The sequence below is a fragment of the Micromonospora sp. NPDC047738 genome, assembly GCF_040642675.1.
Taxonomy (GTDB): Bacteria; Actinomycetota; Actinomycetes; order Mycobacteriales; family Micromonosporaceae; genus Micromonospora.
In genome coordinates this window covers 138,854-164,414 of the sequence record NZ_JBEYSO010000003.1, presented here as the reverse complement: position 1 = coordinate 164,414, position 25,561 = coordinate 138,854, and the positions used below count along the sequence as shown (strand labels likewise).

Genomic DNA, 25,561 nt, shown 5'->3' with positions numbered 1-25,561 from the left:
CCCGGTCGACGGTCGCGGCGACCGGTCGGTTCTCAGGTTTTCCCTGGTCGCACACTCTGTACGTCAGCCGTACGGCCAGTTCTCGTAGTTTCCGTGCAAGTTGCATCAGCCGTTCGTCAGCTCAACGACCGCGGGTTACGGCAGTGACGGCGTTCGACGTGCGATGTGGACCATCCAGTGCGGACGAGAGGGGATGTGGCACACATGTGGGGGAATGTCGGACCACGCGTGGCTCACCTGTCGCCCCTGGAACGGGTCCGGCTGCGCCGGGTCGCCGTCCGCTACGCCGTCCACGGCTGGGAGGTGACGCCCGGCGCCTGCCTGGCCAACAGCCGCTTCGTCTGCGGCCGGGCCGGCTGTCCCACCAGCGGCTGCCACCCGGCCCTGGAGAACTGGGAGCACGCGGCGAGCGCCGACCCGGCGCGGGTGGCCACCTGGTGGCGCAGCCGCCCGCACGGGGTGCTGCTGCCCACCGGGCGCGCGTTCGACGTACTGGAGGTCGCGGCCCACCTCGGGCGACGGGTCCTGGACACGCTCGCGACCCACCCGGCCGGCTTCGGCGTACGCGGGCCGGTCCTGGTCACCCCCACCGGCCGCTGGATGTTCCTGGTCCGCCGCGGCGACCCGCTCCGGCCGGAACTTGAGCACTGCTTCCACGTGATCCGGCACGGTGGCGGCTCCTGGATCCCGGCACCGCCGACCCGGCTGCCCGAGGGGACGGTGCGCTGGGCGGTCGCCCCCGAGCAGGCGCGCTGGCAGCTTCCCGACTCCTATCTGGTGCAGAACGCGCTGATCGAGGCGTTACGGGCGGCTGGCGTCACGCTCACCTCCGATCTGCTCCCGGGCCAGCTCCCCCTACCCCGCCGCGGCTGCTGACCGCGGGCAGCGTCCTCCCCGGTGCCGGACTCGTTGGACCCGGGTGACGGCGCGCTCGCGCCAGAGCGGGGGTTGACCATGTCCAGTGATGACGCGGCCCGCCACACCGGCGGCACCGAACCAGCACCGCACCGCCGCCGCCCGCGCCGCTGGGCCGGCACCCGGCCCTGGGGCTCGCGCCCCGGCCGACCCCGCCCCACCGGCTCCCGCCCCAACACCACCCACCGCCCCCTCCGCTGACCTACCCCCGCCCGGCCGACCCGGCCGCCACCGTGCCCCGCCGCCCGTTGCGCACAAATATTGTCGCCGCGGCGGCCGGGACCTCACGTTTTCGCCCGCGGCGGCGCTGTTGGGGCCGTTCGAAGGCACCGCGGAAGGTAACCCCCGGGCAGGCCTGCGCTGAGGTCGTCCGGCCGGAAGATGCCTACCCGCCCGACTTTCATCGAAGTGGCGGCAGGAGCAGCGCGTGACCCGCCTCCGTTGCGGGTATGCCGCGGGACCGCTGAAGCCGTGAGGGGAAGGCACCGCCATGCTCAGCAAAGAGGATCAGCGCAGGTTCGAACAGATCACCCGCCAGCTGCGGGAGAGCGACCCGCAGTTCTTCGCCCGGCTCGATCACCGGGCCCGGGGCCGCCGAGGCCGCTATCTGATGCTGTTGACGATCGTGCTGTGGGCCTCGCTGCCGGCGATGACCGTACTGGCCGGCCGGCTGGCCGGCGCGATCTGCGCCGTGGTGCTGCTGGCCAACGCCGGGCTCATGTGGCACTTCCGGCGACGCTGGCTATGACCGCGCCGATCGCACCCTGCGGGCCGGGAGACCGGACGCCGGGGATCAGCGCGCCGAGGTGTCCGGGTCCGTCGCCGGTCGCGGCCGGCCGAACTCCCGGTAGGCCCGCCGTAGCCGCTCGACCAGGCCGGGGCCGCCGATCGCGGCCCCCGGCGGGGCGAGCTGGCGCAGCAGCAGCTCCGGTCCGGTCGCCAGGGTGGGTGGCCGGTCGGGCAACGGCGCCGGAGGCAGCCAGAACCGGTCCAGCTCGTCGGCCAGCTCGGCCGCCGGCAGGCCGCCGAGCACCCGCCCCGCGCCGGCCACGGCTCGTTCCGCCGCCGCCGCGGGCCTGTCACCGGCGTCCGCCGGGCCGGCCGGTACGCCCGGCACCGCCGCCTGCTCGGCCGGTACGCCGTCCGCGCTCGCGGCGACGCCCCGCAGGGTACGCAGCCGGTCGAGCAGCTCGGCCCGGCTCCGACCACGCCAGTGCAGGAGCCGGAACGGGTCGGCGTCGAACGCCTCGGCCAGCAGGTAGAAGGTGGCCGCCAGGTGCTTGCACGGGACGGCGAAGTCAGGGCAGCCGCAGTGCTGCTCCAGCTCGGCCACGTCGGCCGGGAAGAGGGGCGCCTCCGCCTCGGCGAACAGCTCCTCCAACTCGGACGGCAGGTCGCCGGCGAGCAGCCGGGCGCTGAAGAACGCCTGCCCGGCCAGGTCCGCCTCGAGCCGGTCCCAGACCTCGTCCGGGTACGCCGCCAACCCGATCCGCACCGGGTACGGCTTGGGCCGTGACCCCTGCACGCTGGCGGTCACCAGCCCGGGGGCGACGTCGAGCCGGAGCACCTGGCCCCGGCGCGCGTACGCCCGGCCCCGGGTGAGCCGGGTGCCGAGCGCGAAGGACTCCAGCACCTCCAGGAAGCGCCGGGACCACCAGGAGCGGCCGATCGCGCCTCGGGTGCTGCGCGCCTTCAGGCCGCCCTCGACCCGGCGCGGCGGCCCGAACTCGGCGAACCGCGCCCCTCGGTCCGGAGTGGTCACTCCACCACCGCCCCGGCGTCCAGCGCGAACAGCTCACGCAGGGTGTCGGTGGACAGCTCGGTGACCCACTGCTCGCCGCTGCCCACCACCCGCTGGGCCAGGCTGCGCTTGTCCGCGATCATCGCGGCCACCTTCTCCTCGACCGTGCCGGCGCACACGAACTTGCGTACCTGCACCCGGCGGCGTTGGCCGATGCGGAACGCCCGGTCGGTGGCCTGGTCCTCGACGGCCGGGTTCCACCAGCGGTCCACGTGCACCACGTGGTTCGCCGCGGTGAGGGTCAGCCCGGTGCCGCCGGCCTTGAGCGACAGGACGAACAGCGGCGGACCGTCCGGGGACTGGAACCGGGTCACCATGGCGTCCCGCTCGGCCTTGCCGACGCCGCCGTGCAGGTAGAGCACCTCCCGGCCGGTACGGGCGGACAGGTGCCCGCGCAGCATCCCGCCGAACTCGGCGTACTGGGTGAAGAGCAGGGCCTTCTCCCCGGCCGCGAGCACCTCGTCGACGATCTCCTCGAGCCGTTCCAGCTTGCCGGAGCGGCCGGGCAGGGCCGAGCCGTCGTGCAGCAGCTGGGCGGGGTGGTTGCAGACCTGCTTGAGCCGGGTCATGGTGGCCAGCACCAGGCCGCGGCGTTCCATCCCGTCGCTGGACTCGATCTTCGCCATCATGTCGTCGACCACCGCCCGGTAGAGGGCGGCCTGCTCGGCGGTGAGGTTGCAGAGCACCTCCATCTCCAGCTTCTCGGGCAGGTCGGAGATGATCGACGCATCGGTCTTGAGCCGGCGCAGCACGAACGGTCCGGTGATCCGGCGCAGCCGCCCGGCCACCTCGGCGTCGCCGTGCCGCTCGATCGGCTCGGCGAACTTCTTCCGGAAGGTGGCGGCCGGGCCGAGCAGGCCGGGGTTGGCGAACTGCATGATCGACCAGAGATCGGCGAGCCGGTTCTCCACCGGCGTACCGGTGACCGCGACCCGGTGCCGCGCGGGCAGCGACCGGACCGCCTCGGCCTGCCGGGTGGCGGCGTTCTTGATCGCCTGCGCCTCGTCCACCACCACCCGGTGCCAGTCGATCCCGGCCAGGTCGTACGCGTCGCGGGCGGCCACCGAGTAGGTGGTGAGGACCAGGTCCGCGGCGTGCACCGCCGCAACGAACGCCTCACCCCGGGCGCGCTCGGCCCCGTGGTGCACGTGGACCCGCAACCCGGGCGTGAACCGGGCCGCCTCCCGCTGCCAGTTGCCGACCAGCGACATCGGACAGACCAGCAGCGTGGGTCCGACCTCCGGCGGGTCCCCGGCGAGCAGCGCGAGCAGCTGCACGGTCTTGCCCAGCCCCATGTCGTCGGCGAGGATCCCGCCCAACCCGAGCGACTGGAGGAACGCCAGCCAGGCCAGCCCGCGCCGCTGGTACGGCCGCAGCGTCCCGGCGAACCCCGGTGGCGGGTCGGCCGGGGTGAGCCGCCGCTCCGCCTCCCCGGCCAGCAGCTCACCCAACGGCCCGTCGGCGGTCACCTCCAGCACCGGCAGCGCGTCGGGGCGGTCGGCGCCGGCCAGACCCATCCGCAGCAGGTCGGCCACGGTCAGCTCGCCGGCCGAGCGGAGCAGCCGCAGCCCGGCGGCGAGCCGGTCCGGGTCCAGCTCGACCCAGCGGCCCCGCAGCCGGACCAGCGGGGACTTCAGCTCGGCCAGGGCGGCCAGTTCCTCGGCGGTCAGCGGCTGGTCGCCGAGGGCCACCTCCCAGCGATAGTCGACCAGGGCGTCCAGCCCGAGGCCCGCCGCGGCGGCGGCGACCGTGGCGGGGGCGCTCCGGCTGCGCGCCCGCAGTCGGGCGCCGAGGCGGGACGAGGGCCGCCGCCACCAGGACGGCAGCAGCACCCCGAAGCCGGCCGCGTGCAGCACCGGCGCACCCTCCCGGAGGAACCGGTGCGCGCCGTCCGCATCCAGCTCCATCCCCTCCGGCGCGGCGGTCCGCAGCGCGTCGTCCAGGTCCGGCCAGAGCCGGCTGGCCCGGCCGAGCTCGGCGAGGAGGGTTTCCTGCGGCTCGATCCGGTGGTCGACCAGGGCGGGCGCGGACCCGCGCCAGATCTGCGCCGCGTCCACCACCAGGCCCGGCTCGTCGGTGGGGTGCAGGCCGAACTCGAGTCGCCAGGATCCCCCTTCGACCAGCTCGGCCACCGGGTCGACGGGCGGCTCAACCAGCCGGAAGGCGGCCCGTACCCGGCCGCCGGCGGCGTCGCGCTGCCAGGCGTCCAGCTCGGCCCGCAGGGTGTCCAGGGCGGCCGGCTCGGCGCGGAACACGCGCTCCGGCCCGGTGAGCGCGGCCAGCCAGCGGGGCACCGGCCCGACCGGGCGCATGCCCCGGTGCAGCAGGGTGTCGGCCAGGGCGGCCCGGGCGGCGGCGTCGGTCAACGCGTCCAGCGCCTCGGCGACCAGCTCCCCTGGTCCGACGGCGCCGGCCGCGGCGCCGGGCGGCGTGACCTCCCATTCGACGGCGGCGCGGGCGGCCGGGGGCAGGGCGAGGGCCAGCGAGCGCGCCCAGGCCGCGTCCGTGCCGGTGAGCAGCGGCCGCCAGACCGCCCGGGCGGTGACCACGTCGGAGTGGTCCACCGGACGCAGGTGCCGCCGGGGTCGCGCGCCGTCCACCGCGCCCCGCCCGGTCCGGGTCCGCGCCGCGGAGTCGGCGGATGGCACGGCGACGACGTCGGCCACACCGGGCAGCAGCCGGCCGCGGCTGACGAGGTCGGCGGCGAAGTCGGCCAGTTCGGCCAGGTGACGCAGGGTCGCCCCCGGCACCACGTCCCCCACCTCGAGGGCGCGGAGCAGGGCGAGCGCGGCGTCCGGGGCGTACGCCAGGGCGGGGACCCGCCACCCGGCGAGGGTGACCGGACCACGGACCGGTTCCCCGGCGGTGGTCCGGACCAGCTCCGGGGAGTCCATCGGCGAGCCGGCCCGGGTGGGCAGGGTGAGCAGCACCGACGCCGGTTCGGCCGGCGGGTCGCCGAGCGCGGCGGCGAGGGTGGCGTGGTCGGCGGCGAAGGGGTGCGGACGCTCCCGCGGCGCCCGGCCGGGTCGGCGCGGGGCCCGGGCCGGGCGGGTGCTGTCCTCGGCCCAGACGGCGAGCCCGACACCGGACAGCCACAGCCCGTGGATGACCAGCACGCACTCCCCCTCGACGACGCCCGAGGCCAGGATAGGCGGCCGGGACCGACTACTCTCGCCGCCATGGTCGATCTGCTCGTGATCGGTGGCCTGGGAGTCGACATCCGTGCCCAGGTGCCCGCGCTCCCGCTGCCGGCCGCCGACTCGCTGACGGTACCCCCGATCGAGCTGCGCATCGGCAACACCGGGGCCGGGGTGGCGCTCGCCGCGCACGCCCTGGGCCTGCGGGTGGCGCTGGTGGACGTGCTGGGCGCCGACCCGGCCGGCGACGTGGTCCGGGCCGCGCTGGCCCGCACCTCGGTACGGGCCGTGCTGGCCGAGGCGCCCGCCGGCACCCGCCGATCGGTCAACCTGGTCGACCCGGCCGGCCGCCGGATGTCCCTCTACGACCCGCGCCCGTGGTCCGGCCCGGCGCCGTTCGCCCCGGCGGAGCTCGCCGCGCTGGCCGGCGACGCGCGGCACGTGCACGTGTCGATCATGGACTGGGCGCGGGACGCGTTGCCGGGGTTGCGCGCGAGCCTGGGGGCCGGCGTGACGCTCTCCACCGACCTGCACGACTGGGACGGCGAGAACGACTACCACCGCCCCTTCGCCGAGGTCGCCGACCTGGTCTTCCTGAGCGACGTGCGGCTGGGCGAGCGGGCCGGAAAGGTGGCGGCGGGGCTGGCGCCCCGGACCGTGCTGGTGACCGGCGGGGCAGCCGGCGCCACCCTGCACGGCCCGGACACGCCACCGGTACGGGTGCCCGCGGCGACCCCGCCCGCCCCGGTGGTGGACACCAACGGCGCGGGAGACGCCTTCGCGGCCGGCCTGATCACCGCCCGGCTGGGCGGCGCGTCCCCGCTCGACGCGGCCCGGTACGCCGCCCGGGTGGCCGCCGCCGCCTGCACCCACGACGGGATGGAATATCCGCCCGGCCTGCTGCCCTGGGACTGAACCGTCGCTAGATCGCCCCGGTCGCGCCGTCGGTCAGCTCGCGCAGGATGTCCGCGTGCCCGGCGTGCCGGGCGGTCTCCTCGATCAGGTGCACCAGCACCCAGCGCAGCGACACCTCACCGAGCTGCGGGTGCGGCACCACGTGGTCCAGGTCGAACCGGGCGGCGATCGCCCGGGAGCGGGCGCAGGCCGCCTCGTACCCCGCCGCGAGGGTCTCGACGGTCTCGCCGGGCTCGAGGGTGAAGCTCGCCGCCGCTTCCTCCTCGGTGGTGAGGTAGACGTCCCCCGGCTCAGGCGCGAACAGGCAGGGGAGCCAGTTCCGCTCCACCAGGGCCAGGTGTTTGAGCAGGCCGGCGAGGGTGGTGAGGGACGGCACCAGGCGTCGGCTCGCGTCGGCGTCGGCGAGGCCCCGCGCCTTGCGCAGCACGATGGCCCGGTGGAAGTCGAGGAACGATTCGAGCACGGCTCGCTCGTCGCCCGTACGGGCGAGGACCGGACCGAGCGTGGGGTCGATCGTCGTGTCCGCCATCCTCGGACCCTAGTCCCGGAGTGGCCCGGCCCGCTGCCCCGCTATCGCTGCGGCGCGGCGGCCTCCGGGGCAGGATGGGCGCATGGCAGGAACGGTGCAGATCCCCCTGGTGGGTGGCGTGGCCGACGGCGAGACCGTCACCGTCGAGCTGGACGACAACGGCCGGCCGCCGCTGACGCACCATCGCCTCGGCCCGGAGGGGCTGGCCGAGGCGGAGATCTACGAGCTGGAGTCGGACGACCACCGCGGCCGACCGTGGGTCTACACCTGGCGCGGCCCGGCGCTCTGACCCCGCTCGGGTCGATCCCTCGACGGCCGGCACCGGGGTGGACGAGGCCCGCCGGCCCGACGAGCCGGCTCAGCTGGCGCCGGTCCGGGTCAGGGTGCGCGACCGGATGCTCTCCAGCACCCCCCGGGTGACCTGGGAGGTGCCGCGGGCCTGCTCGCACACCTCGGCCACCCGGCGGGCGGTCTCGTCGGCCCGCGCCTCCCGCTCGTCCCACAACTGGTCCACCTCCGCCAGCAGCGGGCCCTCCACCTCGCGTTCCACGCCGCGCAGCGCCGGCACCCCGAGCCGCTGGGCCAGGTCGAAGACCTTTCCGGCGTACGGCAGGGGCAGGAACGGCGTGCCGATCATGGCGGCGAAGATCAGGAAGTGCAGCCGCATGCCGACCGCGAGGTCGAGGTGGCGCATCATGCCCAGGATCTGCCTCGGCGAGTAGTCACCGTGCAGGATCCGGCCCCGCTCCGACGCGGTCATGTGCGACATCACCCCGTGCGAGTGCCGGATGTCGTCGCGTTCCATCGGCACGAAGAGCACGTACGCGTCGATCCGGTGCACCAGGAAGTCGGCGATCTGGGCGAGCAGCCGGTGGTAGCCGTCGACGTCGAGGCGTTCGGCGGCCCGGCCCGGCTCGCGAACGCTCAACCCGACCAGCCGTTTGCCGCCCGGGACGCCCTCCTCGCGCAGCCAGCTCTCCGGGAAGTCCTCCGGCTCCAGCAGGAACGCCGGGTCGGCGGTGACGGTGATCGGGTTCAGCAGCCCGGCCTCTTCCAGCACCATCCGGGACTCCTGGTCCCGCACGGTCACCTCGGCGGCCCCGGCCAGGGTCTCGCGCACCATCCCGGTGTCGATGCCGTCGCTGAGCGGCCCGACCCCCACCGCGTAGGTGAGCAGCGGCAGGCCCCGCTCCTGGGCCACCCGGACCACCCGCAGGTAGCGGCGGGCCTCGCGGTTGTAGAGGATCCCGCCGCCGCCGAGGATGAGCAGGTCGAGTTCGGCCAGCAGCAGGGACGAGTCGGCCCGGCTGACCCCCTCCCAGGGCACCGCCTCCACATCGGGATGGGCCAGCGCGGTGTGCGCCGGGTTCCGGGAGAACACGATGATCCGGGCGTTCGGCTCAAGCTGCCGCAGATCGGACAGGAGGCCGGTCAGAATCGCCTCGTCGCCGAGGTTGCGACCGCCGTACGAGCCGAGCACACCGATGGTCAGTGCCGGGGCATCCGTCATCCGTCGCTCCTCCCCAGGGGCGTCCTGCCGGGGTTTCCCCCTGGGCCGGTGGACACACCTGGGACGGCGGTCAGCCGGCGGCGCCGACCAGGCGGGAGACCAGGGCGGACACCACCTGGTCGACGTCGAATCCGGCGTCGATCGACGTGGTGAGCAGGTCGAGCAGGAGCCCGTCCACCGCGTAGTGCAGCAGCGCCACCTCAAAGGCCCCGCCGGGCAGCCCGGCCGCGACGTGGAAGGCCACGTCGTCGGCGTACCCCCGGCGGAGCACGTTGCCGAGCGCGCGCCGCAACTCGGGGCGGCGGGACGCCTCCAGCCGCAACTCGAACAGGGCCCGGGTGAGGTCCGGCTCGCGGGTGGTGCGCTCGACGATGTACCGCAGGTAGTCGGCCACCAGGGCGAGGGACGGCTCGCGCCGGCCGAGGTCGGCCAGCACGGCCGGGTCGGGCGCCATCCGTTCGAAGATCCGCTCGGCGAGCCCGGCGAGCAGCGCGCCCCGGGACGGGAAGTAGTTGGAGGCAGTGCCGGTCGGGACACCGGCCTCGCCGTCGACCGCGCGGTGGGTCAGCCCGCGCGCGCCGGCCGCGGCGAGCACGCGCAGCCCGGCGTCGGCGAGGAGGGTACGGCGTTCCGGATTTCTGGCCACGGCGACACCCTAGCAACAACCACGACAGGTGTAGTAGATTCTCCGTCAACCACGACAGCCGTCGTGGTTGAGCCGAAACATCGGAGCAGGTTTGCGCAAGCTCGTGTACTACGTCGCCAGCACCCTCGACGGCTTCATCGCCGCACCCGACGGGTCGTTCGACTTTTTTCCCCTGATGCCGGAGCCGGACTTGCTGGCCCACCTGGCCGCCGAATGGCCCCAGACCTTCCCCACGTTCGCCCATGCCCAGCTCGGCATCGAGTCGCCGCCCACGGGCCGCTTCGACGCACTGGTGATGGGGCGGGGCACCTACGACCCCGGGCTGAAGATGGGCGTCACCAGCCCGTACGCCCACCTGAAGCAGTACGTCTTCTCCCGCTCGCTGCCCCCGTCGGACGACCCGCAGGTGGAGATCGTCGCCGGTGATCCGGTGACCTTCGTCCGCGAGCTGAAGCGGCAGCCCGGCCGGGACATCTGGCTCTGCGGCGGCGGGCACCTCGCCGGCCAACTCCTCGGCGAGGTGGACGAGCTGGTGGTCAAGCTGAACCCGATCGTGGCCGGCAGCGGGATCCCGCTGGCCGACCGGGGCTTCGAGCCGCACCGGTTCACCCTGGTCGAGGCACGCCCGTTCGACAGTGGAGTGGTCATCCTCCGATACGCCGCCCCGGCGCGGTAATCGGATTGCCCCGGCCGGTGCCTGGCGGCACGGTGGACCGGTGACGCGCGCGACGAACCGCCGGATCCACTGGGCGGACCTGCCCGACCGGGTCCGGGCCGCGGTCGAGGAGATCCTCGGTGACCGGGTGGTGGAGGCCGTCTCCCAGTCGGGCGGCTTCTCCCCCGGCACCGCCGACCGGGTGCGTACCGCCCGCGGCCGGCGCGCCTTCGTCAAGGCGGTCAGCCCGACCCAGAACGACCGCAGTCCCGGGCTGCACCGGGCGGAGGCGCTGATCGCCGCCGCACTGCCACCGGCCGCGCCCGCGCCCCGGCTGCTCGGCAGCTACGACGACGGCGACTGGGTGGCGCTGGTCTTCGCCGACGTGGCGGGGCGGCACCCGGTGACGCCCTGGGCGGCCGGCGAGCTGAGCGCGGTGCTGTCCACCCTGGAGGCCATGGCCGCGGCGCTCACGCCGGCGTCGGTCGCCGTGGCACCCACCGCCGCCGCCCAGCTCGCGCCGGACTTCGCCGGCTGGCGGCGGATCGCCGCGGACCCGCCGACCGACCTGGACCCGTGGGCCCGGGCCCGGCTGCCCGAACTGTGCGCCGCCGCCGACCGGGGGCTGGCGGCGCTGACCGGCGAGACGCTGTGCCACCTCGACATCCGCGCCGACAACCTGCTGATCGGCCCCGACGGCAGGGTCAGCGTGGTGGACTGGCCATGGGCCTGCCGGGGGCCGGTGTGGCTGGACAGCCTGATGATCCTGGTCAACGTACAGGTCTACGGCGGGCACGACCCCGAGGCGTTGCTGCGCGACCTGCCGCTCGCCGCCGGAGTGGATCCGGCCGACCTGACCGGCGTACTGGCCGGGTTCACCGGGTTCTTCCTCGACGGGGCCCGGCTGCCGCCGCCGCCCGGCATCCCCACGGTCAGGGCGTTCCAGCGTGCCCAGGGCGACGCCCTGCTGCGCTGGCTCACCCGCCGCCTCCCCTGACCCGTTGGCCGGTCAGGCGGGCGGGCGTACCTCGTGGGTGAGGAACGGCAGGGCGGCCTCCGGCAGCGCCGGTGACCCGACGATGTCGTAGTGGGTCAGGCCGGGCAGCACGGCCAGCCGGGACGCCGGGCGGTCGGTGCCGTCCCAGCCGGCGTCCCGGTGCCCGCCGCCGAGCAGCCCGAAGAACTCCGCCATGTGGCTGACCGGGACCGAGTCGGCGTCGGCGAAGACCAGGAGCACCGGCAGGGCGAGCGCGGCCACCTCGGCGGACCAGTCGTAGTCGCGGCGCAGCAGCTCACCGGTCTTGGCCCAGAGCGTCGGCCAGTCCTGCGGGCGCGGTGCCAGACGCAGGTAGAGCTCGTGCGGCGGGGTGCCGCGCATCTGCTCGGCGACCCGCTCGTCCTGGGCCGCCATCGCGGCCAGCACCTCCGGGTACCAGCCGCGCCGCCGGCACGGCGTGGAGACCAGCACCAGGCGGCGGACCAGGTCCGGGTGCTGGATCGCGGTACGCAGGGCCACCCCGCCGCCGAGCGAGTAGCCCATCAGGTCGGCCTGCGGCAGGTCGAGGTGCCGCAGCAGCGCGGCGATGTCGTCGGCCATCGACTCGTACCGCAGCGGCCGGTCCACGTCGGCGGTGCGGCCGTGCCCCTGCAGGTCGACGGCGATCACCCGGCGGCGAGCGGCGAGGGCGGGCAGGATCGGCTGGAACATCTCCACCGCGCCGTAGCCGCCGTGCAGCAGCACCAGCGGCTGGCCGGTCCCGTGCACCTCGTACCAGAGCCGAACCCCGTTGACGTCCGCGTAGCTCATGACCGTGCTCCCCCGTCCCTGTACCGGTACAACGAGCGTCGCGTCCCGGCGTCGGGACGGGCAGTCGTCCCCCGGCCGCGCCCGCGCGACGATGCACTCCTTTGGGTGCGTCTGTTGTCGCCGGAGCGACAACAGACGCACCCAAAGTCTCAAGCCGGGTCGGTCCCGCGCTACTCGGCGACGTACCGGTGCAACGGCCCCTCGTCGGTGGCCACGGTGCCGACAGGGCGCAGGCCGGCCTTCACCAGCACCCGGACCGAGGCCACGTTGGCCGGGTCCACGTTGGCGTACACCTGGGACACCCCGGGCAGGGCGAGGGCGAACGCGACGAGGGCTCGGGCCGCCTCCGTGGTGTAGCCGCGGCGGCGCCGGGACGGGGCGACGCCGTAGCCGAACTCGACGGCACCGTCGGTGGGCGGCCAGAACAGGCCGATGGCGCCGACGGTCAGGCCGGTTTCCCGTTCGATCATCAGATAGTGCCCGTGCGGCCGTTCCGGCTCGCGGGTGAGCCGGCCGGCGATCATGCGGTCGGCCTCGCTGGGAAAGTCCGCCGCCCAGTGCGGGCAGCGCTCACCGGCGGCGGCGACGGCGGCCTCCTCGGCGGGCCACGGGCGCAGCACGAGTCGGTCGGTGGTCAGGTCGGAAAAGGACAACGCGATTCTCCAAGGTCGTGGAGCGACCCGGGTCGCGGTCGGTCAGCGCACGCGACCCGGAAGAGGGTACGAGGAAGGAAGCTCATGGCGATCCATGGCCTCATCTCCCTGCGCCCACGACGGTCGCGTGTTCCGCGCGACGGCACTCTAACCCATGATCCGGATACGCCGCGCCCCCGCCGCCTCGGGCCGGGGGCGACGGGGGCGCGGCGTGGACCGGTCAGCTGACGCCGGTGACGGCCTTGACCAGGTTGATGCCGAAATAGACCACGAACGCGGCGGAGACCGCCCACATCAGCGGGTGGATCTGGCGCGCCTTGCCCTGGGCCACCCGAATCGCCACCCAGCTCACGAAGCCGGCGCCGATGCCGTTGGTGATCGAGTAGGTGAACGGCATCAGGGTCATGGTGAGGAAGGCCGGAACCGCGACGCCCACGTCCGTGAAGTCGATCTCCTTGACCTGGCGGATCATCAGCGCGCCGACGATCACCAGCGCCGGGCCGGCGGCCTCGCTCGGCACCAGCGACACCAGCGGGGTGAGCAGCAGCGCGCCGAGGAAGAGCACGCCGGTGACCACGCTGGTCAGGCCGGTACGCCCACCATCCGCGATGCCCGAGGAGGACTCGACGTACGTGGTGGCCGAGGAGGCGCTGCCCGCGCCACCGGCGACCGCGGCGACGCCGTCGACGAAGAGCACCTTGCCCAGTCGGGGCATGTCGGTGCCGTCCTTGGTCGTCAGGCCGGCCTGCTTGGCCAGGCCCACGGTCGTGCCCATCACGTCGAAGAAGTCGGCGAGCACCAGGGTGAACACCAGCAGCAGCGCGGTCATCACGCCGACGTGGGCGAACGAGCTGAACGACACGTTGCCCACCAGGTGCAGGTCGGGCGCCTTGATCAGCGGATCGGGCAGGGTCGGCACGTTGAGCCGCCAGCCCGCCGGGTTGGGCTTGCCGTCGACGAACGCCGCCCCAGGCTTGGCGAGGGCGTTGACGATCACCGCGACGACGGTGGTCGCCACGATGCCGATCAGGACGCCGGCCTTCACCTTGCGGGCCACCAGGATGCCGGTGACCAGCAGGCCGACCAGGAAGACGACCGTGGTCCAGCCGCGCAGCGTGCCGTCGCCGCCGAGCTGCACCGGGACGGTGGTGCCGGCCGCGTCCGGCACCCGCCGGACCAGACCGCCGTCGACGAAGCCGATCATGGCGATGAACAGACCGATACCGGCGGCGATGGCCGCCTTCAGCGAGGCCGGGATGGCCCGGAAGACGGCCTTCCGGAAGCCGGTCAGCACCAGCACGGTGATGATCAGACCCTCGATCACCACCAGGCCCATCGCCTCGGCCCAGGTCATCTGGGAGGCGACGGCGTACGCGACGAACGCGTTCAAGCCCAGGCCGGTCGCCACGGCGAACGGCACCCGGCCGACGATGCCCATCATGATCGTCATGACCGCCGCGACGAGGCAGGTGACCCCGGCGACCGGCGCGATGCCGAGCAGGTTGCCGTCCTTGTCCGGGGCGGTACCGATGATCAGCGGGTTGAGCACGACGATGTAGGCCATCGTCGCGAAGGTGGTGATCCCGGCGAGCACCTCGCGCTTGACGGTCGAGCCACGGCGGGTGATCTCGAAGAAGCGGTCGAGGCGGCCGCGCTCGGCGGGTTCCGCCGACTCGACCGGGGCAGCAGGATCCTGCGTAGTCACGCTCATGGCGTGGCCTTACTCCGTTCCGGGTTGGCCCGCCGGACGCGCCGGTCGGGCGGTGGGGGTGCAGTCGTCCCGATTCGGTTGGCCCGGAGAACGTCGGGACGGCTGGGCTCCACGGATCCCCGTGAAGCACTACGAAGCCGCACCCCGGTCGGGGAGCGACTTCGCACCCCCAGCTTAACCGCCGGGTAACGGCAGGTGACCTGCCCCTACGCGGCGCCGCGCAGCGGGGTGGGCAAGGTCACTCCCGACCGGTGGCCGGCTGCTCCGCTCGCCGGTCTGCGGCCCGCCTGATCGCCACTGGCATGATCACGCCGTGACCGACCGGGAGCCGACCGCCGCCGAGCGCCTCTTCGTCGATGAGCTGTGCCAGCGGGTCGACGGGTTCGAACTCTGGTTCGGGCAGGATGCTGACTGGGCTCCCCGGGTTACGGTCTCGTACCTTCCTGGCGACGGCGACCGGGCCGGGACCCACCCCGTGCTGACGTACGACGGACGGCGGCTCCGCGGCGGGTGGAGCGCCGTCTCGCCGGCCTGGGAGAGCGAGGCTACGCCGGACGCCCTGCTCGACTCGGCTTCCCGTCACGGGCTGCGGCTCGATCACGTCGAGCCGGTCCCCGCCGCCGCGTCGGCGGCAGACTGGTTGGTCCGCGAGACCGGCCGCCGGGCACCCGCTCCTCCCGGACCCGTCCGCGCCCACGTGACGGTCCTGATCTCCGTGCTGGCCGGCATCGTGGCGCTGCTCGCCCTGCTCTTCCTGGTGTGCATGGGGCCGCTCGTGATCTACCGGTTACTGTTCCCGGACGGCCCGTTCGCCTGACCTGGTCCGCTCAGGCCCGGCCACTCGTCGCGTCACGTCCCGCGTCGGGTGCGGCCAGCGGCAATCGGCGCAGCACCGTTTAAGCACCGGCGGTGACCTCGATGAACAGCACCTCCCGGACCAGGAACTCCGTCGGCAGGCGCCAATCGGCGAGCGCGGCGAGGCACTCCGCTCGGGACCGCCGTGTGGCAAAACGATCAATCGCGATGCCTACATCGCCGCTATCGTGGCGTAGTGCCAACCCTGGAACCGGTGGTGAGTCGAGTAGGTGCGGACGTTGTGCCGTTCGGCCTCTGGCCGGTCACCGCCGATGACGCCGGATGGCTACGGCTGCACGGGGCGATGCGGCCCGCCGAGGTCGGTATGGCGGTCTGGTCGCTCCTGTTCCACAGCGGCCCGATCGGCGACGCACTCGCAGTTCCGGACACGCCCGCCGAAGCGCTCCGCCTGCTGGCCGGGCTCGACACCGTCTACGCTCCGGGCGGACTGCTGCTCACGGATTCGACTACCGGCGTACTGGTGGAACCCGGTTGCTGCTGCGATCTCTTCGAATGGCGCGACTGGCTGGGCACTCTGAACGGACTGCTGGTCGACCTCGGGCACAGCCCGGCTCCCGAGGTGGAGTATCACGGCGAGGTGGTGCGCGTGTGGGCCGAGGGCGGGGACGAGGCAACACCCCCGGCGGACCGCGCCTGTGTCGATGTCGACCGGGCGGCCTTGTCCGACCTGCTGCGGTCGGCACAGCGCGACCTGGTCGGCTTCCTCGACGTGACGCGCATCTGGGCCAACGAGGTCGCGCCGCAGCAGGCTGATCAGTTCCTCGCGGCACTCGACGCGGGCCTGGCGATCAGCGAACCGCTGCCGCTGCCGGCGTGAGGCAGCGCCGGCGCTGGTCGTACGTGGTGGGCGCGGCAGGTTTCGAACCTGCGACCCCTCGCTTGTAAGGCGAGTGCTCTCCCACTGAGCTACGCGCCCGGAACGCCCGTACGGCGGGCCGGAGTTCGGCAAGCTTACCTGCCGGCCTCCGACCCGGTCGAACGGCGTACCTGGGGTGGGATCAGGCGGCGACGGCCTCAGCCAGGGCCTTGCGCCAGCCCTGCTGGTCACGGGCCTCCCCGGGCATGTTCATCTCGGCGAACCGGACCACGCCGGCCTTGTCGATCACGAACGTGCCGCGGTTGGCGATGCCCGCCACGTCGTTGAAGACGCCGTACGCCTGAGCCACCGCGCCGTGCGGCCAGAAGTCGGCCAGCATCGGGAACTGGTAGCCCTCCCGGTCGGCCCAGATCTTGTGGCTGTAGACGGAGTCGACGCTGACGGTCAGCACCTGGACGTCGTCGTTGACGTACTCGTCGAGGTTGTCCCGCACCTCGCAGAGCTCACCCTGGCAGATGCCGGTGAAGGCGAGCGGGTAGAAGACCAGCAGCACGGTGCGCCTGCCACGGAAGTCGGCGAGCCGGACCTCCTGGTTGTTCTGGTCCTTGAGTACGAAGTCCGGCGCCTCGGCGCCAACCTCGATGGGCATGCGAGCTCCTTGGGTCGAGTCTGGAGGTGGTCAGCCTGCCACACCCGGCGGCACCGGCCGCCGGGTGCGTACGGTCGCCTACTTCTTGCCCTTGGACCCGCGTCGGAGCACGAGGCGGGCCCCGCTCCAGTCCCGACCCGCGTTGATCGTGGAGGTCTGCTGGAGGCCGGCGGTCTGGGCGCTCTCGGCCACCTCGCTCGGCTCGACGTGACCGTCCCGGCCGGCCTTGGGCGTCAGGAGCCAGACCACGCCGTTGTCGGCCAGCGGTCCGAGGGCGTCGACGAGGAGCTCGAAGAGGTCACCGTCGCCGTCGCGGTACCAGACGAGAACCGAGTCGACCACCTCGTCGGTGTCCTCGTCGACCAGCTCCCCACAGCGGTCGGTCAGGGCGTCTCGGAGATCCTGGTCGACGTCGTCGTCGTAGCCGATCTCCATGACGACCATCCCCGGCTCGATCCCGAACCGGTCCGCCAGGCTGCGTACCCCGTCGGCGGCCTGACCAGCGGTCGCGCTCACTGTCGCGTGCCTCCTCATCTCATCCCTGCTCGCGGCGTCGTCCGACGCCGTTCCGCCCAGTCCACACAGTTGTGGCTCGCCGCGCAAGTGGCGCACCGGGTGGAACGGAATTTACCGTGCCAGCAGCGTACGGGCACCCTGGGTAATGGCTTCCGCTGAGACCAGAACCTGACGCGCTGCCGGACCCAATGGTACAAACGAGTCAAGTCCGGCAACTCGTCGCGCCGCACCCACGTATCCGCCGTCCACCAGGGCGGCGAGCACGCCCTCGCCCACCCCGCCCGACCGGCGCGTCTCGTCGACCACCAGCACCCGGCCGGTAGCCGACGCTTCCCGGACGATGTCCGCCACCGGCAGCGGGGCGAGCCACCGCAGGTCCACCACCCGGATCCCGACCCCCTCGTCGGCCAGAACGGCCGCCGCCCGCAGCGACATCCGTACGCCGTTGCCGAAAGTGATGATCGTGATGTCCTCGGCGGAGCCGACCCCGTACACCCGGGCCCGGCCGATCGGCACGTGCCCGGCGGCCCAGGCGCCCGGCGGGGCGTACTCGGCCAGCCATTCGCCGTCGCCGTCGGCGTAGAGGTCGCGGGTGTGGTAGAGCGCGATCGGCTCCAGGAAGGCGCAGACGCTGCCGTCCACCGCCGCCGCGGCCAGGCAGGTCCGGAGCATGGGCGCGGCGTCGTCCGGCCGCGCCGGCACCGCGACCACCAGCCCCGGCACGTCCCGGAGTACGGCCACCGAGTTGTCGTTGTGGAAGTGCCCGCCGAACCCCTCCTGGTAGGCCAGCCCGGCCACCCGGACCACCATCGGGTTGCGGAACGCCCCCCGGGAGAAGAACCGCATGGTGGCCGCCTCGCCCCGCAGCTGGTCCTCGGCGTTGTGCAGGTACGCCAGGTACTGGATCTCCGGCACCGGCAGCATCCCGGCGACGCCGGCGCCCAGCCCGAGCCCGAGGATCGAGGTCTCGTCGAGCAGCGTGTCGAAAACCCGGGCCCCACCGAACCGGTCCCGCAGTCCCTTGGTCACCCCGTACACCCCGCCCTTGGCGGCGACGTCCTCGCCGAAGACGGCCATCCCCGGGTGGTCCAGCATCCCGTCGGCGAGCGCCGCGTTGATGCTCTGCGCGAGGGTGAGCGGACCGGCCAGCTCCGGCGGCTTGCCGCCGAATGCCTCGGCCCGGGCGCCCGCGTTCGGCCCGGCCGCCCGGTCCGCCGCGTCAGCCACCGCGCGGAAGATCCGTACCGGCCGGCGCGGGGCCAGCTCCGCCACCACCTCGGCCGGGGACGCCAGCTTCGGCTCGTCGAGCACCTCCTCGGCGATCCGGCGGATCTGCCAGCCGCGCTCGTCGTACCGGGCCAGCAGTTCCTCGCTGGTGGCGTAGCCCGCCGCCACCAGCAGCCGGGCGGTGGCCAGCAGCGGGTCCCGCGCGACGTCCGCGGCGATCTCGGCCGGGCTCCGGTACGCGGTCTCCGCGTCGGCCCCGGCGTGCCCCATCAGCCGTACGGTAATCAGGTGCAGCACCGCCGGCCGCCGGTGCCGGCGCACCCAGGCCGCCGCCTCCCCCGCCACCCGGTACGCCTCGGCCGGATCGCTACCGTCGGCGGCGAAGTAGCGGATCCCCGGCTTGGCGCGCAGCGTGGCGGCCACCCAGCCCGTCGGGGAGCGGACGCTGATGCCCAGCCCGTTGTCCTCGCAGACGAAGAGCACCGGGATGCGCAGTCCGGTGTGGTCGTACCAACCGGCGGTGTTGAACGCGGCCGTCGCGGTGGCGTGGTTGACCGAGGCGTCGCCGAACGAGCAGACCACGATCGCGTCCGGCGGCCACGGCGAGCCGGTGGCGGGGTCCCCGCCGGCCTCGGCCGTCCTCCCCGGCACCCGCCGGCTGCCGACCCGGCGCAGCCGCTCGAGGGCGAGCCCCATGCCGACCGCCCGCGGGAGGTGGGACGCGATCGTCGAGGTGGTCGGGATGACCGCGAGGTCCGCCCGGCCGAACACCTTGTGCCGGCCCCCGGCGATCGGTTCCTGCGCCGAGGCGACCATCCCGCGCAGCACGTCCCGAGCCGCCTCCGCGTACGCGTCCGCGGGGTCCGGCGCGGGCAGCGCCGGCCGGGCGGCGGCCACGGCCACCCCGGCCTCGGCCAGCGCAGGGTGATGGTCCGGGTGGTCGCCCGATCGGGTGGGTGGGCTGGTGGCCGGCTCCGGCCGGACGGCGACGGGCGGGGTCGCCGGCCGCTCGGCCGGCACGCCATCCGCGGTCGTCTCGGCGCCGCCGGCCGTGGGCTCGGCGGAGTCGCCGCCCGACACCGCCGAGTCGGCCGCGGCGTCAACGCCGGGCGCCTCGTCCGGCGAGCGGTCCAGGCCGCGCGGCCCGGGGTCGGGTCGGGGGTCGGCCGCCGCCCGGCCGCCTTCGCGGTCGCCCTGCGGCCGGTCGATGGGCGCGCCGAGGGCGGACCCGGCATCCGACGGCCCGGCCGGGAAGCTCTCGACGGCGCGCCGGGGATCGGGTATCCGCGCCGTGGCGGTGGCCCGCGCACCGGGTTCGGCGTCCGCGGGGTCGTCGTCGCCGGCCGGCTCGGCGTCGGTGGGGGCGACCGGGAAGCCGCCCGCCGCCTGGGCGGCGCGCAGGCAGTAGAAGGCCCCGGACCGGTAGTGCAGCAGGGCGGGATCGGTCGGCCGCAGGGCGGCGGCCACCGCGGCGTTGCCCTCGTGGCCCGCCGAGCCGATGGTGTAGTAGCCCTCGCCGAAGCTGCGCAGCCACCGCCCGGCGAGGTCCAGCAGGCGGCTGGTCAGCTGGGCGTCGAAGAGGGCCAGCGCCTGCGCTCCGGTCAACGACGCGCCGTCGGGCAGCGGTTCACCCAGGTCACGCCGCTGGGCGGGCGCCTCGAACGCGGCCAGGGCCGCCCGGAACCGGTCGTCGAGATCTTGCGGGGTGGTCACGTCGGACAGCATTACCGACGAAGGGTCAGCTCGCCCACCCGGACACGTTCCGCCTACCGGGGATCAGGCCTCGCCGCACTGCTCCGGGCAGCCGCCGTCGGAGACCTTCCAGACCAGCTCACGCAGGGTGGCCAACTCCTCGGTGCTGAGCCCGCCGAGGAGTCGGGAGTCCGACATCACCTGGCGCACCTGGTCTCGGACGCGCCGGCCGGCCTCGGTCACCACCAGCGTCTTCTGCCGCCGGTCGGCCGGGTCGACCCGGCGCTCCACCAGCCCGGCCTGCTCCAGCTTGTCGACCAGGGCGGTGACGTTGGACCGGTCGCAGCGCAACTGCTCGGCCAGGTCCCGGCCGGGCAGCGGCCGGTCGGGGTCGAGCTCGTGCAGGGCCCGGGCGGCGGCCGGGGTGAGCCCCAGCGCGGCGATCTCCTCGTCCTGGTAGTGCCGGATCGCCGAGGCGATGTGCAAGATCCGGCGCACGGTGTCCCCGGCCAGGCCGGAGCGGTCGGCCGCGACCGGGCCGGCGGTGGAGACGAAGGGTTGCGCCATACCTCACATCGTACTTGCCAACCAATGGTTGAACTGCTCAACTGTTGATGGGCTCACGCAAGTGCGTCGAGCATCGTCACTGGAGGCGCACCATGTCCGAATTCTCCGTCCTGGCCCTCTCCGGCAGCCTGCGCGAGGCGTCGTTCAACTCCGCCCTCATCCGGGCGGCGCAGCGGCTCGCGCCGGCAGGCATGACCATCGAGCGGTACCGCGACCTCGGCGCCGTCCCGCCCTTCAACGAGGACGTCGAGCCGGCGCCGCCGGCCGCTGTGATGGACCTGCGGGAGCGGATCGCCGCCGCGGACGCCCTGCTCATCGCCACTCCGGAGTACAACTACGGCGTTCCCGGCGTACTCAAGAACGCCCTCGACTGGGCCTCCCGGCCGAGCTTCCCGATCACCTCGTGGGTCTCCCCGCTCGCCCACAAGCCGATCGCCATCGTCGGCGCCGCCCCGACCGGGATGGGCACCGTCCGGGCCCAGCTCCAGCTCCGCCAGCTCTTCCTCTGGACCGACTCCGCCGTGGTCACCAAGCCGGAGATCATCGTGACCAACGCCCACGAGAAGCTCGGCCAGGACGGCACGGTCAAGGACGAGACGACGGAGACCCTCCTCCGCACCCTCCTCGACGCCCTGGCCACCAAGATCCGCGTCACCCACCTGGCCGCCACCGCCGCCTGACCGCGAGCCGCCGCCGGGCGTGCAGATCCCCGGAAAGAGTGGTCATCCGACGCGTGACGCGGGATGGCCACTCTTTCCGCGAATGCGCGCCCATCCGGGGGCGCGGGCGGGCGGGACGCGGTCAGGCGGGGAGGAAGGAGAAGCGGACCTTGCGGGTGGGGTTGTCTCCGTTGGTGTCGACCAGGCAGAGGGACTGCCAGGTGCCCAGCGCCAGCCGCCCACCCAGCACCGGCAGCGTCGCGTACGGGGGGACGAAGGCGGGCAGCACGTGGTCCCGGCCGTGCCCGCGCGAGCCGTGCCGGTGCCGCCAACGGTCGTCGGTGGGCAGCAGGTCGTCGAGCGCGCGCAGCAGGTCGTCGTCGGAGCCGGAGCCCGTCTCGATGAGGGCCAGCCCGGCGGTGGCGTGCGGCACGAACACGTGCAGCAGGCCGTCGCCCTGCCCGGAGACGAACCGCTCGGCCTCGGCGGTGATGTCCCGGACGGCCGGCCGGGACCCGGTCTGGACGCTGATCTCCTCACTACGCATAGGGCGCATTCTGCCGCAGCCGGCCGGAGCGCGCCGCGAACCGGGCGCGGCGGCGGGCACGCTGCTAGCGCATCCCTGGAACGCCCTAAGTTACCGGCGGGTACCTGTGTTCAGCGTCGCGTCTGGGGCAGGGAGACGTGACGGCATGCGCCACGAGGGGGCAGGATGGCGCTAGAGACCTATCCCACACAGAACCGAGGGAACGCCTGTGGCTACGGAACGCAAGCGCCCGGTGATCACCGCTGGTCTGCCGAGCCAGCTTCCGGACATCGACCCTGAAGAGACCAGCGAATGGGTCGAGTCGCTCGACGGTGTCATCGACGAGCGCGGGACAAAGCGCGCCCGCTACGTCATGCTGCGCCTGCTGGAGCGGGCCCGCGAGCGCCAGGTCGGGGTGCCGTCCCTGACCACCACCGACTACATCAACACCATCCCGCCGGAGCGCGAGCCGTGGTTCCCGGGCGACGAGCACATCGAGCGGCGGATCCGGGCCTACATCCGGTGGAACGCCGCCATGCTGGTGCACCGGGCGCAGCGTCCCGAGATCGGCGTGGGCGGCCACATCTCCACCTTCGCCAGCTCGGCGTCGCTCTACGAGGTCGGCTTCAACCACTTCTTCCGGGGCAAGGACCATCCGGGCGGCGGCGACCACATCTTCTACCAGGGCCACGCCTCCCCCGGCATGTACGCGCGGGCCTTCATGGAGGGGCGGCTCAGCGAGGACCAGCTCGACGGCTTCCGCCAGGAGCTGTCGCACCCGGGCGGTGGGCTGCCGTCGTACCCGCACCCGCGGCTGATGCCGGACTTCTGGGAGTTCCCCACCGTCTCGATGGGCCTCGGGCCGATCAACGCGGTCTACCAGGCCCGGTTCAACCGGTACCTGCACCACCGGGGCATCAAGGACACCTCGCAGCAGCACGTCTGGGCCTTCCTCGGCGACGGCGAGATGGACGAGGTGGAGTCGCTCGGCGCGATCGGCGTGGCCGCCCGCGAGGAGCTGGACAACCTCACCTTCGTGATCAACTGCAACCTGCAGCGGCTGGACGGCCCGGTCCGGGGCAACGGCAAGGTCATGCAGGAGCTGGAGGCGTTCTTCCGGGGCGCCGGCTGGAACGTGATCAAGGTGGTCTGGGGCCGCGAGTGGGACCCGCTGCTCGCGGCGGACACCGACGGTGCCCTGGTCAACCTGATGAACACCACGCCCGACGGCGACTACCAGACCTACAAGGCGGAGTCCGGGGCGTACGTCCGGGAGCACTTCTTCGGCCGCGACCCGCGCACTCGCAAGATGGTCGAGCACCTCAGCGACGACGAGATCTGGAACCTCAAGCGGGGTGGCCACGACTACCGCAAGCTCTACGCGGCCTACAAGGCGGCGATGGAGCACACCGGCCAGCCGACGGTGATCCTGGCCAAGACCATCAAGGGCTGGACGCTCGGTTCGCACTTCGAGGCCCGCAACGCCACCCACCAGATGAAGAAGCTGACGCTGGAGGACTTGAAGCTCTTCCGCGACCGGCTCTACCTGGACATCCCGGACAAGCAGCTGGAGGAGAACCCTTACCTCCCGCCGTACTACCACCCGGGTGAGAAGTCCGAGGAGATCGAGTACCTGCACGAGCGGCGGAAGCAGCTCGGCGGCTACCTGCCGACCCGGCGGACCACCGGCAAGGTCCTCCAGATCCCGGGCAGCGAGCGCTTCTCCGACGTCAAGCGGGGCTCGGGCAAGCAGAAGGTGGCCACCACCATGGCCTTCGTCCGCCTGCTCAAGGACGTGATGAAGGACAAGGAGTTCGGCAAGCGGTGGGTGCCGATCATCCCGGACGAGGCGCGCACCTTCGGCATGGACTCGCTCTTCCCGACCGCGAAGATCTACTCGCCGCACGGCCAGCGGTACACCTCGGTGGACCGGGACCTGTTCCTGTCCTACAAGGAGGCCACCGGCGGCCAGATCCTGCACGAGGGGATCAACGAGGCCGGCTCGGTCGCCTCGTTCACCGCGGCCGGCACCTCGTACGCCACCCACGGCGAGCCGATGATCCCGATGTACATCTTCTACTCGATGTTCGGGTTCCAGCGGACCGCCGACGGGCTGTGGGCCGCGGCCGACCAGATGGCGCGGGGCTTCCTGCTCGGCGCGACCGCCGGCCGGACCACGCTCAACGGTGAGGGCCTCCAGCACGAGGACGGTCACTCGCTGCTGATCGCCGCCACCAACCCGGCGGTGGTCGCCTACGACCCGGCGTTCGCGTACGAGATCGCGCACATCATGGAGAACGGCCTGCACCGGATGTACGGCGAGGCGCAGGAGAACATCTTCTACTACCTCACCGTCTACAACGAGCCGATCTTCCAGCCGGCCGAGCCGCAGGGCGTGGACGTCGAGGGCATCGTCAAGGGCATCTACCGCTACTCCCCCGCGCCGCAGGTCGGCGGGGACGCGCCGAAGGCGAACATCCTCGCCTCCGGCACCGGCATGCAGTGGGCGCTCAAGGCGCAGCAACTGCTCGCCGAGGACTGGGGCGTGGCCGCCGACGTCTGGTCGGTGACCTCCTGGACCGAGCTGCGCCGGGACGCGGTGGAGTGCGAGGAGCACAACCTTCTCAACCCGGGCGCCGAGCAGCGAGTGCCGTACATCCAGCGGAAACTGGCCGACGCCGAGGGGCCGAAGGTCGCGGTCAGCGACTGGATGCGCGCGGTACCGGACCTGATCGCCCGCTGGGTACCCGGCGACTACACCTCGCTCGGCACCGACGGCTTCGGCATGTCGGACACCCGGCACGCGCTGCGCCGGCACTTCCACGTGGACGCCGAGTCGGTGACCGTCGCGACGCTGCGCCAGCTCGCCCTCCGCGGCGCGGTGCCGGCCCACGTGCCGGCCGAGGCCGCCCGGAAGTACGCGCTGGAGGACGTCAACGCCGCCCCGGTCGGCGAGACCGGCGGCGACAGCTGACCCATCCGGTACGAAGGGCCCGGCGCACCCGCGCCGGGCCTTTCGTCGTCTCTGGCGGTGCTCCTCGGCCGTCGGTGATCGTGCACGATCCAGGATGTAGTGGCCTCGGCGTGGCTTGGATGCCACTGGATCCAGGAAGCAGCACGACCTTGGGCGGCCCGGAGGCGGTCGCCCGCCTCGGCGCCGGAACCGAGCGCCGACCGACTGGCGGCACAGTGGACGATGGTCCGGCGTCCCTGGCGGGGACGCCGGACCATCACCATCGCGGGCGACGCCGGGACCGGCTGGGTCAACCGACGGCGGCCAGGTCGGTCAGCCGGGCCAGCGAGTCCTCCAGGTCGGCGCCGACCCGACGCAGGCCGAGCCGGAGCAGGGCGGCCTTGACCGGCCCGGCGGGCCACCGTACGACGATGAGCCGCACGACCGTCCCGCCCTCCTCCTCGTCCGGGGTCAGCTGCACGTAGATCTCGGTGCGCGCCTCGGCCCGGGCGCCGGCGCCCCTGGCCCGTTCGCGCCACCCGATCAGGGTCGGCTCCTGGTAGGCGATCACCTCGGCCTCGTGCGCCGCGCCGCGCCCGGCCTGGACCAGTTGTCGCCGGCCGAAGCCCTCCCCCGAGAGGACCTCGGCCGCGCGAACCCCCGCCAGCCATGCCGGCAACTGCTCGGCCCGCTGCACGACGCCCCAGACCGCTTCCACCGGCGCCATCACGTGCGCACTGCGTTCCACGAGGATCATGTCGTCTTCCCCCACTAAGGACATCCGCGATATTACGCACTGT

At 73.4% G+C, this 25,561-nt stretch carries 24 protein-coding genes and 1 tRNA gene; 10 read left to right on the top strand and 15 right to left on the bottom strand.

Annotated elements, in window-relative coordinates:
* Positions 1-204: 204 nt before the first annotated feature.
* Together ABZ783_RS06845 and ABZ783_RS06840 are read left to right on the top strand one after the other, a co-directional pair.
* Positions 205-876 carry a bifunctional DNA primase/polymerase gene (locus tag ABZ783_RS06845; protein WP_357434916.1) on the top strand — a complete coding sequence of 224 codons (672 nt, stop codon included), beginning with the start codon at positions 205-207 and terminating at the stop codon, positions 874-876.
* Positions 877-1,405: 529 nt separating this feature from the next.
* Positions 1,406-1,663 (top strand): DUF3040 domain-containing protein, encoded by a 258-nt coding sequence (locus ABZ783_RS06840; RefSeq protein WP_073833711.1) that lies wholly within the window; start codon positions 1,406-1,408, stop codon positions 1,661-1,663.
* A gap of 45 nt (positions 1,664-1,708) precedes the next feature.
* On the opposite strand, the gene ABZ783_RS06835 is transcribed toward ABZ783_RS06840, so the two are convergent.
* Together ABZ783_RS06835 and ABZ783_RS06830 are read right to left on the bottom strand one after the other, a co-directional pair.
* The gene (locus ABZ783_RS06835; protein ID WP_357434915.1) at positions 1,709-2,677 is read right to left on the bottom strand and encodes an SWIM zinc finger family protein; all 969 of its coding nucleotides are present in this window, start codon (positions 2,675-2,677) and stop codon (positions 1,709-1,711) included.
* The gene (locus ABZ783_RS06830; RefSeq protein WP_357434914.1) at positions 2,674-5,832 is read right to left on the bottom strand and encodes a DEAD/DEAH box helicase; all 3,159 of its coding nucleotides are present in this window, start codon (positions 5,830-5,832) and stop codon (positions 2,674-2,676) included. Before ABZ783_RS06830 ends, ABZ783_RS06835 begins: the two co-directional genes overlap by 4 nt.
* Positions 5,833-5,895: 63 nt before the next feature.
* On the opposite strand from ABZ783_RS06830, the gene ABZ783_RS06825 reads away from it, so the two are divergent.
* Positions 5,896-6,768: a carbohydrate kinase family protein gene (locus ABZ783_RS06825; protein ID WP_357434913.1), complete on the top strand. Its 873-nt coding sequence runs from the start codon at positions 5,896-5,898 to the stop codon at positions 6,766-6,768.
* 7 nt (positions 6,769-6,775) lie between these two features.
* Here the strand turns inward: ABZ783_RS06825 and ABZ783_RS06820 are convergent, their stop codons facing one another.
* Positions 6,776-7,297, bottom strand: a complete 522-nt coding sequence (locus ABZ783_RS06820) for a DinB family protein (protein WP_357434912.1) — start codon at positions 7,295-7,297, stop codon at positions 6,776-6,778.
* A gap of 82 nt (positions 7,298-7,379) precedes the next feature.
* On the opposite strand from ABZ783_RS06820, the gene ABZ783_RS06815 reads away from it, so the two are divergent.
* Positions 7,380-7,586: a hypothetical protein gene (locus ABZ783_RS06815; protein WP_357434911.1), complete on the top strand. Its 207-nt coding sequence runs from the start codon at positions 7,380-7,382 to the stop codon at positions 7,584-7,586.
* A 69-nt stretch (positions 7,587-7,655) separates the two neighbouring features.
* Here the strand turns inward: ABZ783_RS06815 and ABZ783_RS06810 are convergent, their stop codons facing one another.
* Positions 7,656-8,807, bottom strand: a complete 1,152-nt coding sequence (locus ABZ783_RS06810; protein WP_357434910.1) for a polysaccharide pyruvyl transferase family protein — start codon at positions 8,805-8,807, stop codon at positions 7,656-7,658.
* A 70-nt stretch (positions 8,808-8,877) separates the two neighbouring features.
* Entirely contained in the window at positions 8,878-9,453 is a 576-nt protein-coding gene (locus tag ABZ783_RS06805; protein ID WP_357434909.1) for a TetR/AcrR family transcriptional regulator, read from the bottom strand.
* Positions 9,454-9,544: 91 nt separating this feature from the next.
* Between ABZ783_RS06805 and ABZ783_RS06800 the strand changes: the two genes are divergently transcribed.
* Positions 9,545-10,129: a dihydrofolate reductase family protein gene (locus tag ABZ783_RS06800; protein WP_357434908.1), complete on the top strand. Its 585-nt coding sequence runs from the start codon at positions 9,545-9,547 to the stop codon at positions 10,127-10,129.
* Positions 10,130-10,169: 40 nt separating this feature from the next.
* The gene (locus tag ABZ783_RS06795) at positions 10,170-11,105 is read left to right on the top strand and encodes a phosphotransferase (protein WP_357434907.1); all 936 of its coding nucleotides are present in this window, start codon (positions 10,170-10,172) and stop codon (positions 11,103-11,105) included.
* A gap of 12 nt (positions 11,106-11,117) precedes the next feature.
* Here ABZ783_RS06795 and ABZ783_RS06790 read toward each other — a convergent pair whose 3' ends face one another.
* The 3 genes from ABZ783_RS06790 to ABZ783_RS06780 all read right to left on the bottom strand — a co-directional run bounded on the left by ABZ783_RS06790 (position 11,118) and on the right by ABZ783_RS06780 (position 14,279).
* Positions 11,118-11,915 carry an alpha/beta fold hydrolase gene (locus tag ABZ783_RS06790; RefSeq protein WP_357434906.1) on the bottom strand — a complete coding sequence of 266 codons (798 nt, stop codon included), beginning with the start codon at positions 11,913-11,915 and terminating at the stop codon, positions 11,118-11,120.
* A gap of 170 nt (positions 11,916-12,085) precedes the next feature.
* Positions 12,086-12,568: a GNAT family N-acetyltransferase gene (locus ABZ783_RS06785; protein ID WP_357434905.1), complete on the bottom strand. Its 483-nt coding sequence runs from the start codon at positions 12,566-12,568 to the stop codon at positions 12,086-12,088.
* A gap of 220 nt (positions 12,569-12,788) precedes the next feature.
* Entirely contained in the window at positions 12,789-14,279 is a 1,491-nt protein-coding gene (locus tag ABZ783_RS06780) for an NCS2 family permease (RefSeq protein ID WP_357434904.1), read from the bottom strand.
* 313 nt (positions 14,280-14,592) lie between these two features.
* Here ABZ783_RS06780 and ABZ783_RS06775 point away from each other — a divergent pair, with 313 nt between their 5' ends.
* Positions 14,593-15,096 carry a hypothetical protein gene (locus ABZ783_RS06775; protein WP_357434903.1) on the top strand — a complete coding sequence of 168 codons (504 nt, stop codon included), beginning with the start codon at positions 14,593-14,595 and terminating at the stop codon, positions 15,094-15,096.
* A gap of 279 nt (positions 15,097-15,375) precedes the next feature.
* Complete coding sequence (locus tag ABZ783_RS06770; RefSeq protein ID WP_357434902.1) at positions 15,376-15,972, top strand: hypothetical protein; 597 nt, start codon at positions 15,376-15,378, stop codon at positions 15,970-15,972.
* Positions 15,973-15,996: 24 nt separating this feature from the next.
* Here the strand turns inward: ABZ783_RS06770 and ABZ783_RS06765 are convergent.
* From ABZ783_RS06765 to ABZ783_RS06745, 5 genes are all read right to left on the bottom strand, one after another.
* Positions 15,997-16,071: transfer RNA gene (locus tag ABZ783_RS06765), tRNA-Val, on the bottom strand.
* 82 nt (positions 16,072-16,153) lie between these two features.
* Entirely contained in the window at positions 16,154-16,621 is a 468-nt protein-coding gene (locus ABZ783_RS06760) for a peroxiredoxin (RefSeq protein ID WP_357434901.1), read from the bottom strand.
* Between the two features lie 78 nt (positions 16,622-16,699).
* Positions 16,700-17,137 (bottom strand): DUF3052 domain-containing protein, encoded by a 438-nt coding sequence (locus ABZ783_RS06755; RefSeq protein ID WP_357434900.1) that lies wholly within the window; start codon positions 17,135-17,137, stop codon positions 16,700-16,702.
* A gap of 111 nt (positions 17,138-17,248) precedes the next feature.
* Positions 17,249-19,969: a thiamine pyrophosphate-dependent enzyme gene (locus ABZ783_RS06750; protein ID WP_357435298.1), complete on the bottom strand. Its 2,721-nt coding sequence runs from the start codon at positions 19,967-19,969 to the stop codon at positions 17,249-17,251.
* 171 nt (positions 19,970-20,140) lie between these two features.
* Positions 20,141-20,623, bottom strand: coding sequence for a MarR family winged helix-turn-helix transcriptional regulator (locus ABZ783_RS06745; protein ID WP_357434899.1), 483 nt, complete (start codon positions 20,621-20,623; stop codon positions 20,141-20,143).
* Between the two features lie 92 nt (positions 20,624-20,715).
* On the opposite strand from ABZ783_RS06745, the gene ABZ783_RS06740 reads away from it, so the two are divergent.
* Complete coding sequence (locus ABZ783_RS06740) at positions 20,716-21,303, top strand: NADPH-dependent FMN reductase (protein WP_357434898.1); 588 nt, start codon at positions 20,716-20,718, stop codon at positions 21,301-21,303.
* Positions 21,304-21,424: 121 nt separating this feature from the next.
* On the opposite strand, the gene ABZ783_RS06735 is transcribed toward ABZ783_RS06740, so the two are convergent.
* Positions 21,425-21,829, bottom strand: coding sequence for a YjbQ family protein (locus ABZ783_RS06735; protein ID WP_357434897.1), 405 nt, complete (start codon positions 21,827-21,829; stop codon positions 21,425-21,427).
* A gap of 208 nt (positions 21,830-22,037) precedes the next feature.
* Here ABZ783_RS06735 and aceE point away from each other — a divergent pair, with 208 nt between their 5' ends.
* A complete protein-coding gene (gene aceE, locus ABZ783_RS06730) occupies positions 22,038-24,782 on the top strand; it encodes a pyruvate dehydrogenase (acetyl-transferring), homodimeric type (protein ID WP_357434896.1) in 2,745 nt (914 codons plus the stop codon).
* Between the two features lie 289 nt (positions 24,783-25,071).
* Here the strand turns inward: aceE and ABZ783_RS06725 are convergent, their stop codons facing one another.
* The gene (locus tag ABZ783_RS06725; RefSeq protein ID WP_073833776.1) at positions 25,072-25,518 is read right to left on the bottom strand and encodes an SRPBCC family protein; all 447 of its coding nucleotides are present in this window, start codon (positions 25,516-25,518) and stop codon (positions 25,072-25,074) included.
* Positions 25,519-25,561: the final 43 nt, after the last annotated feature.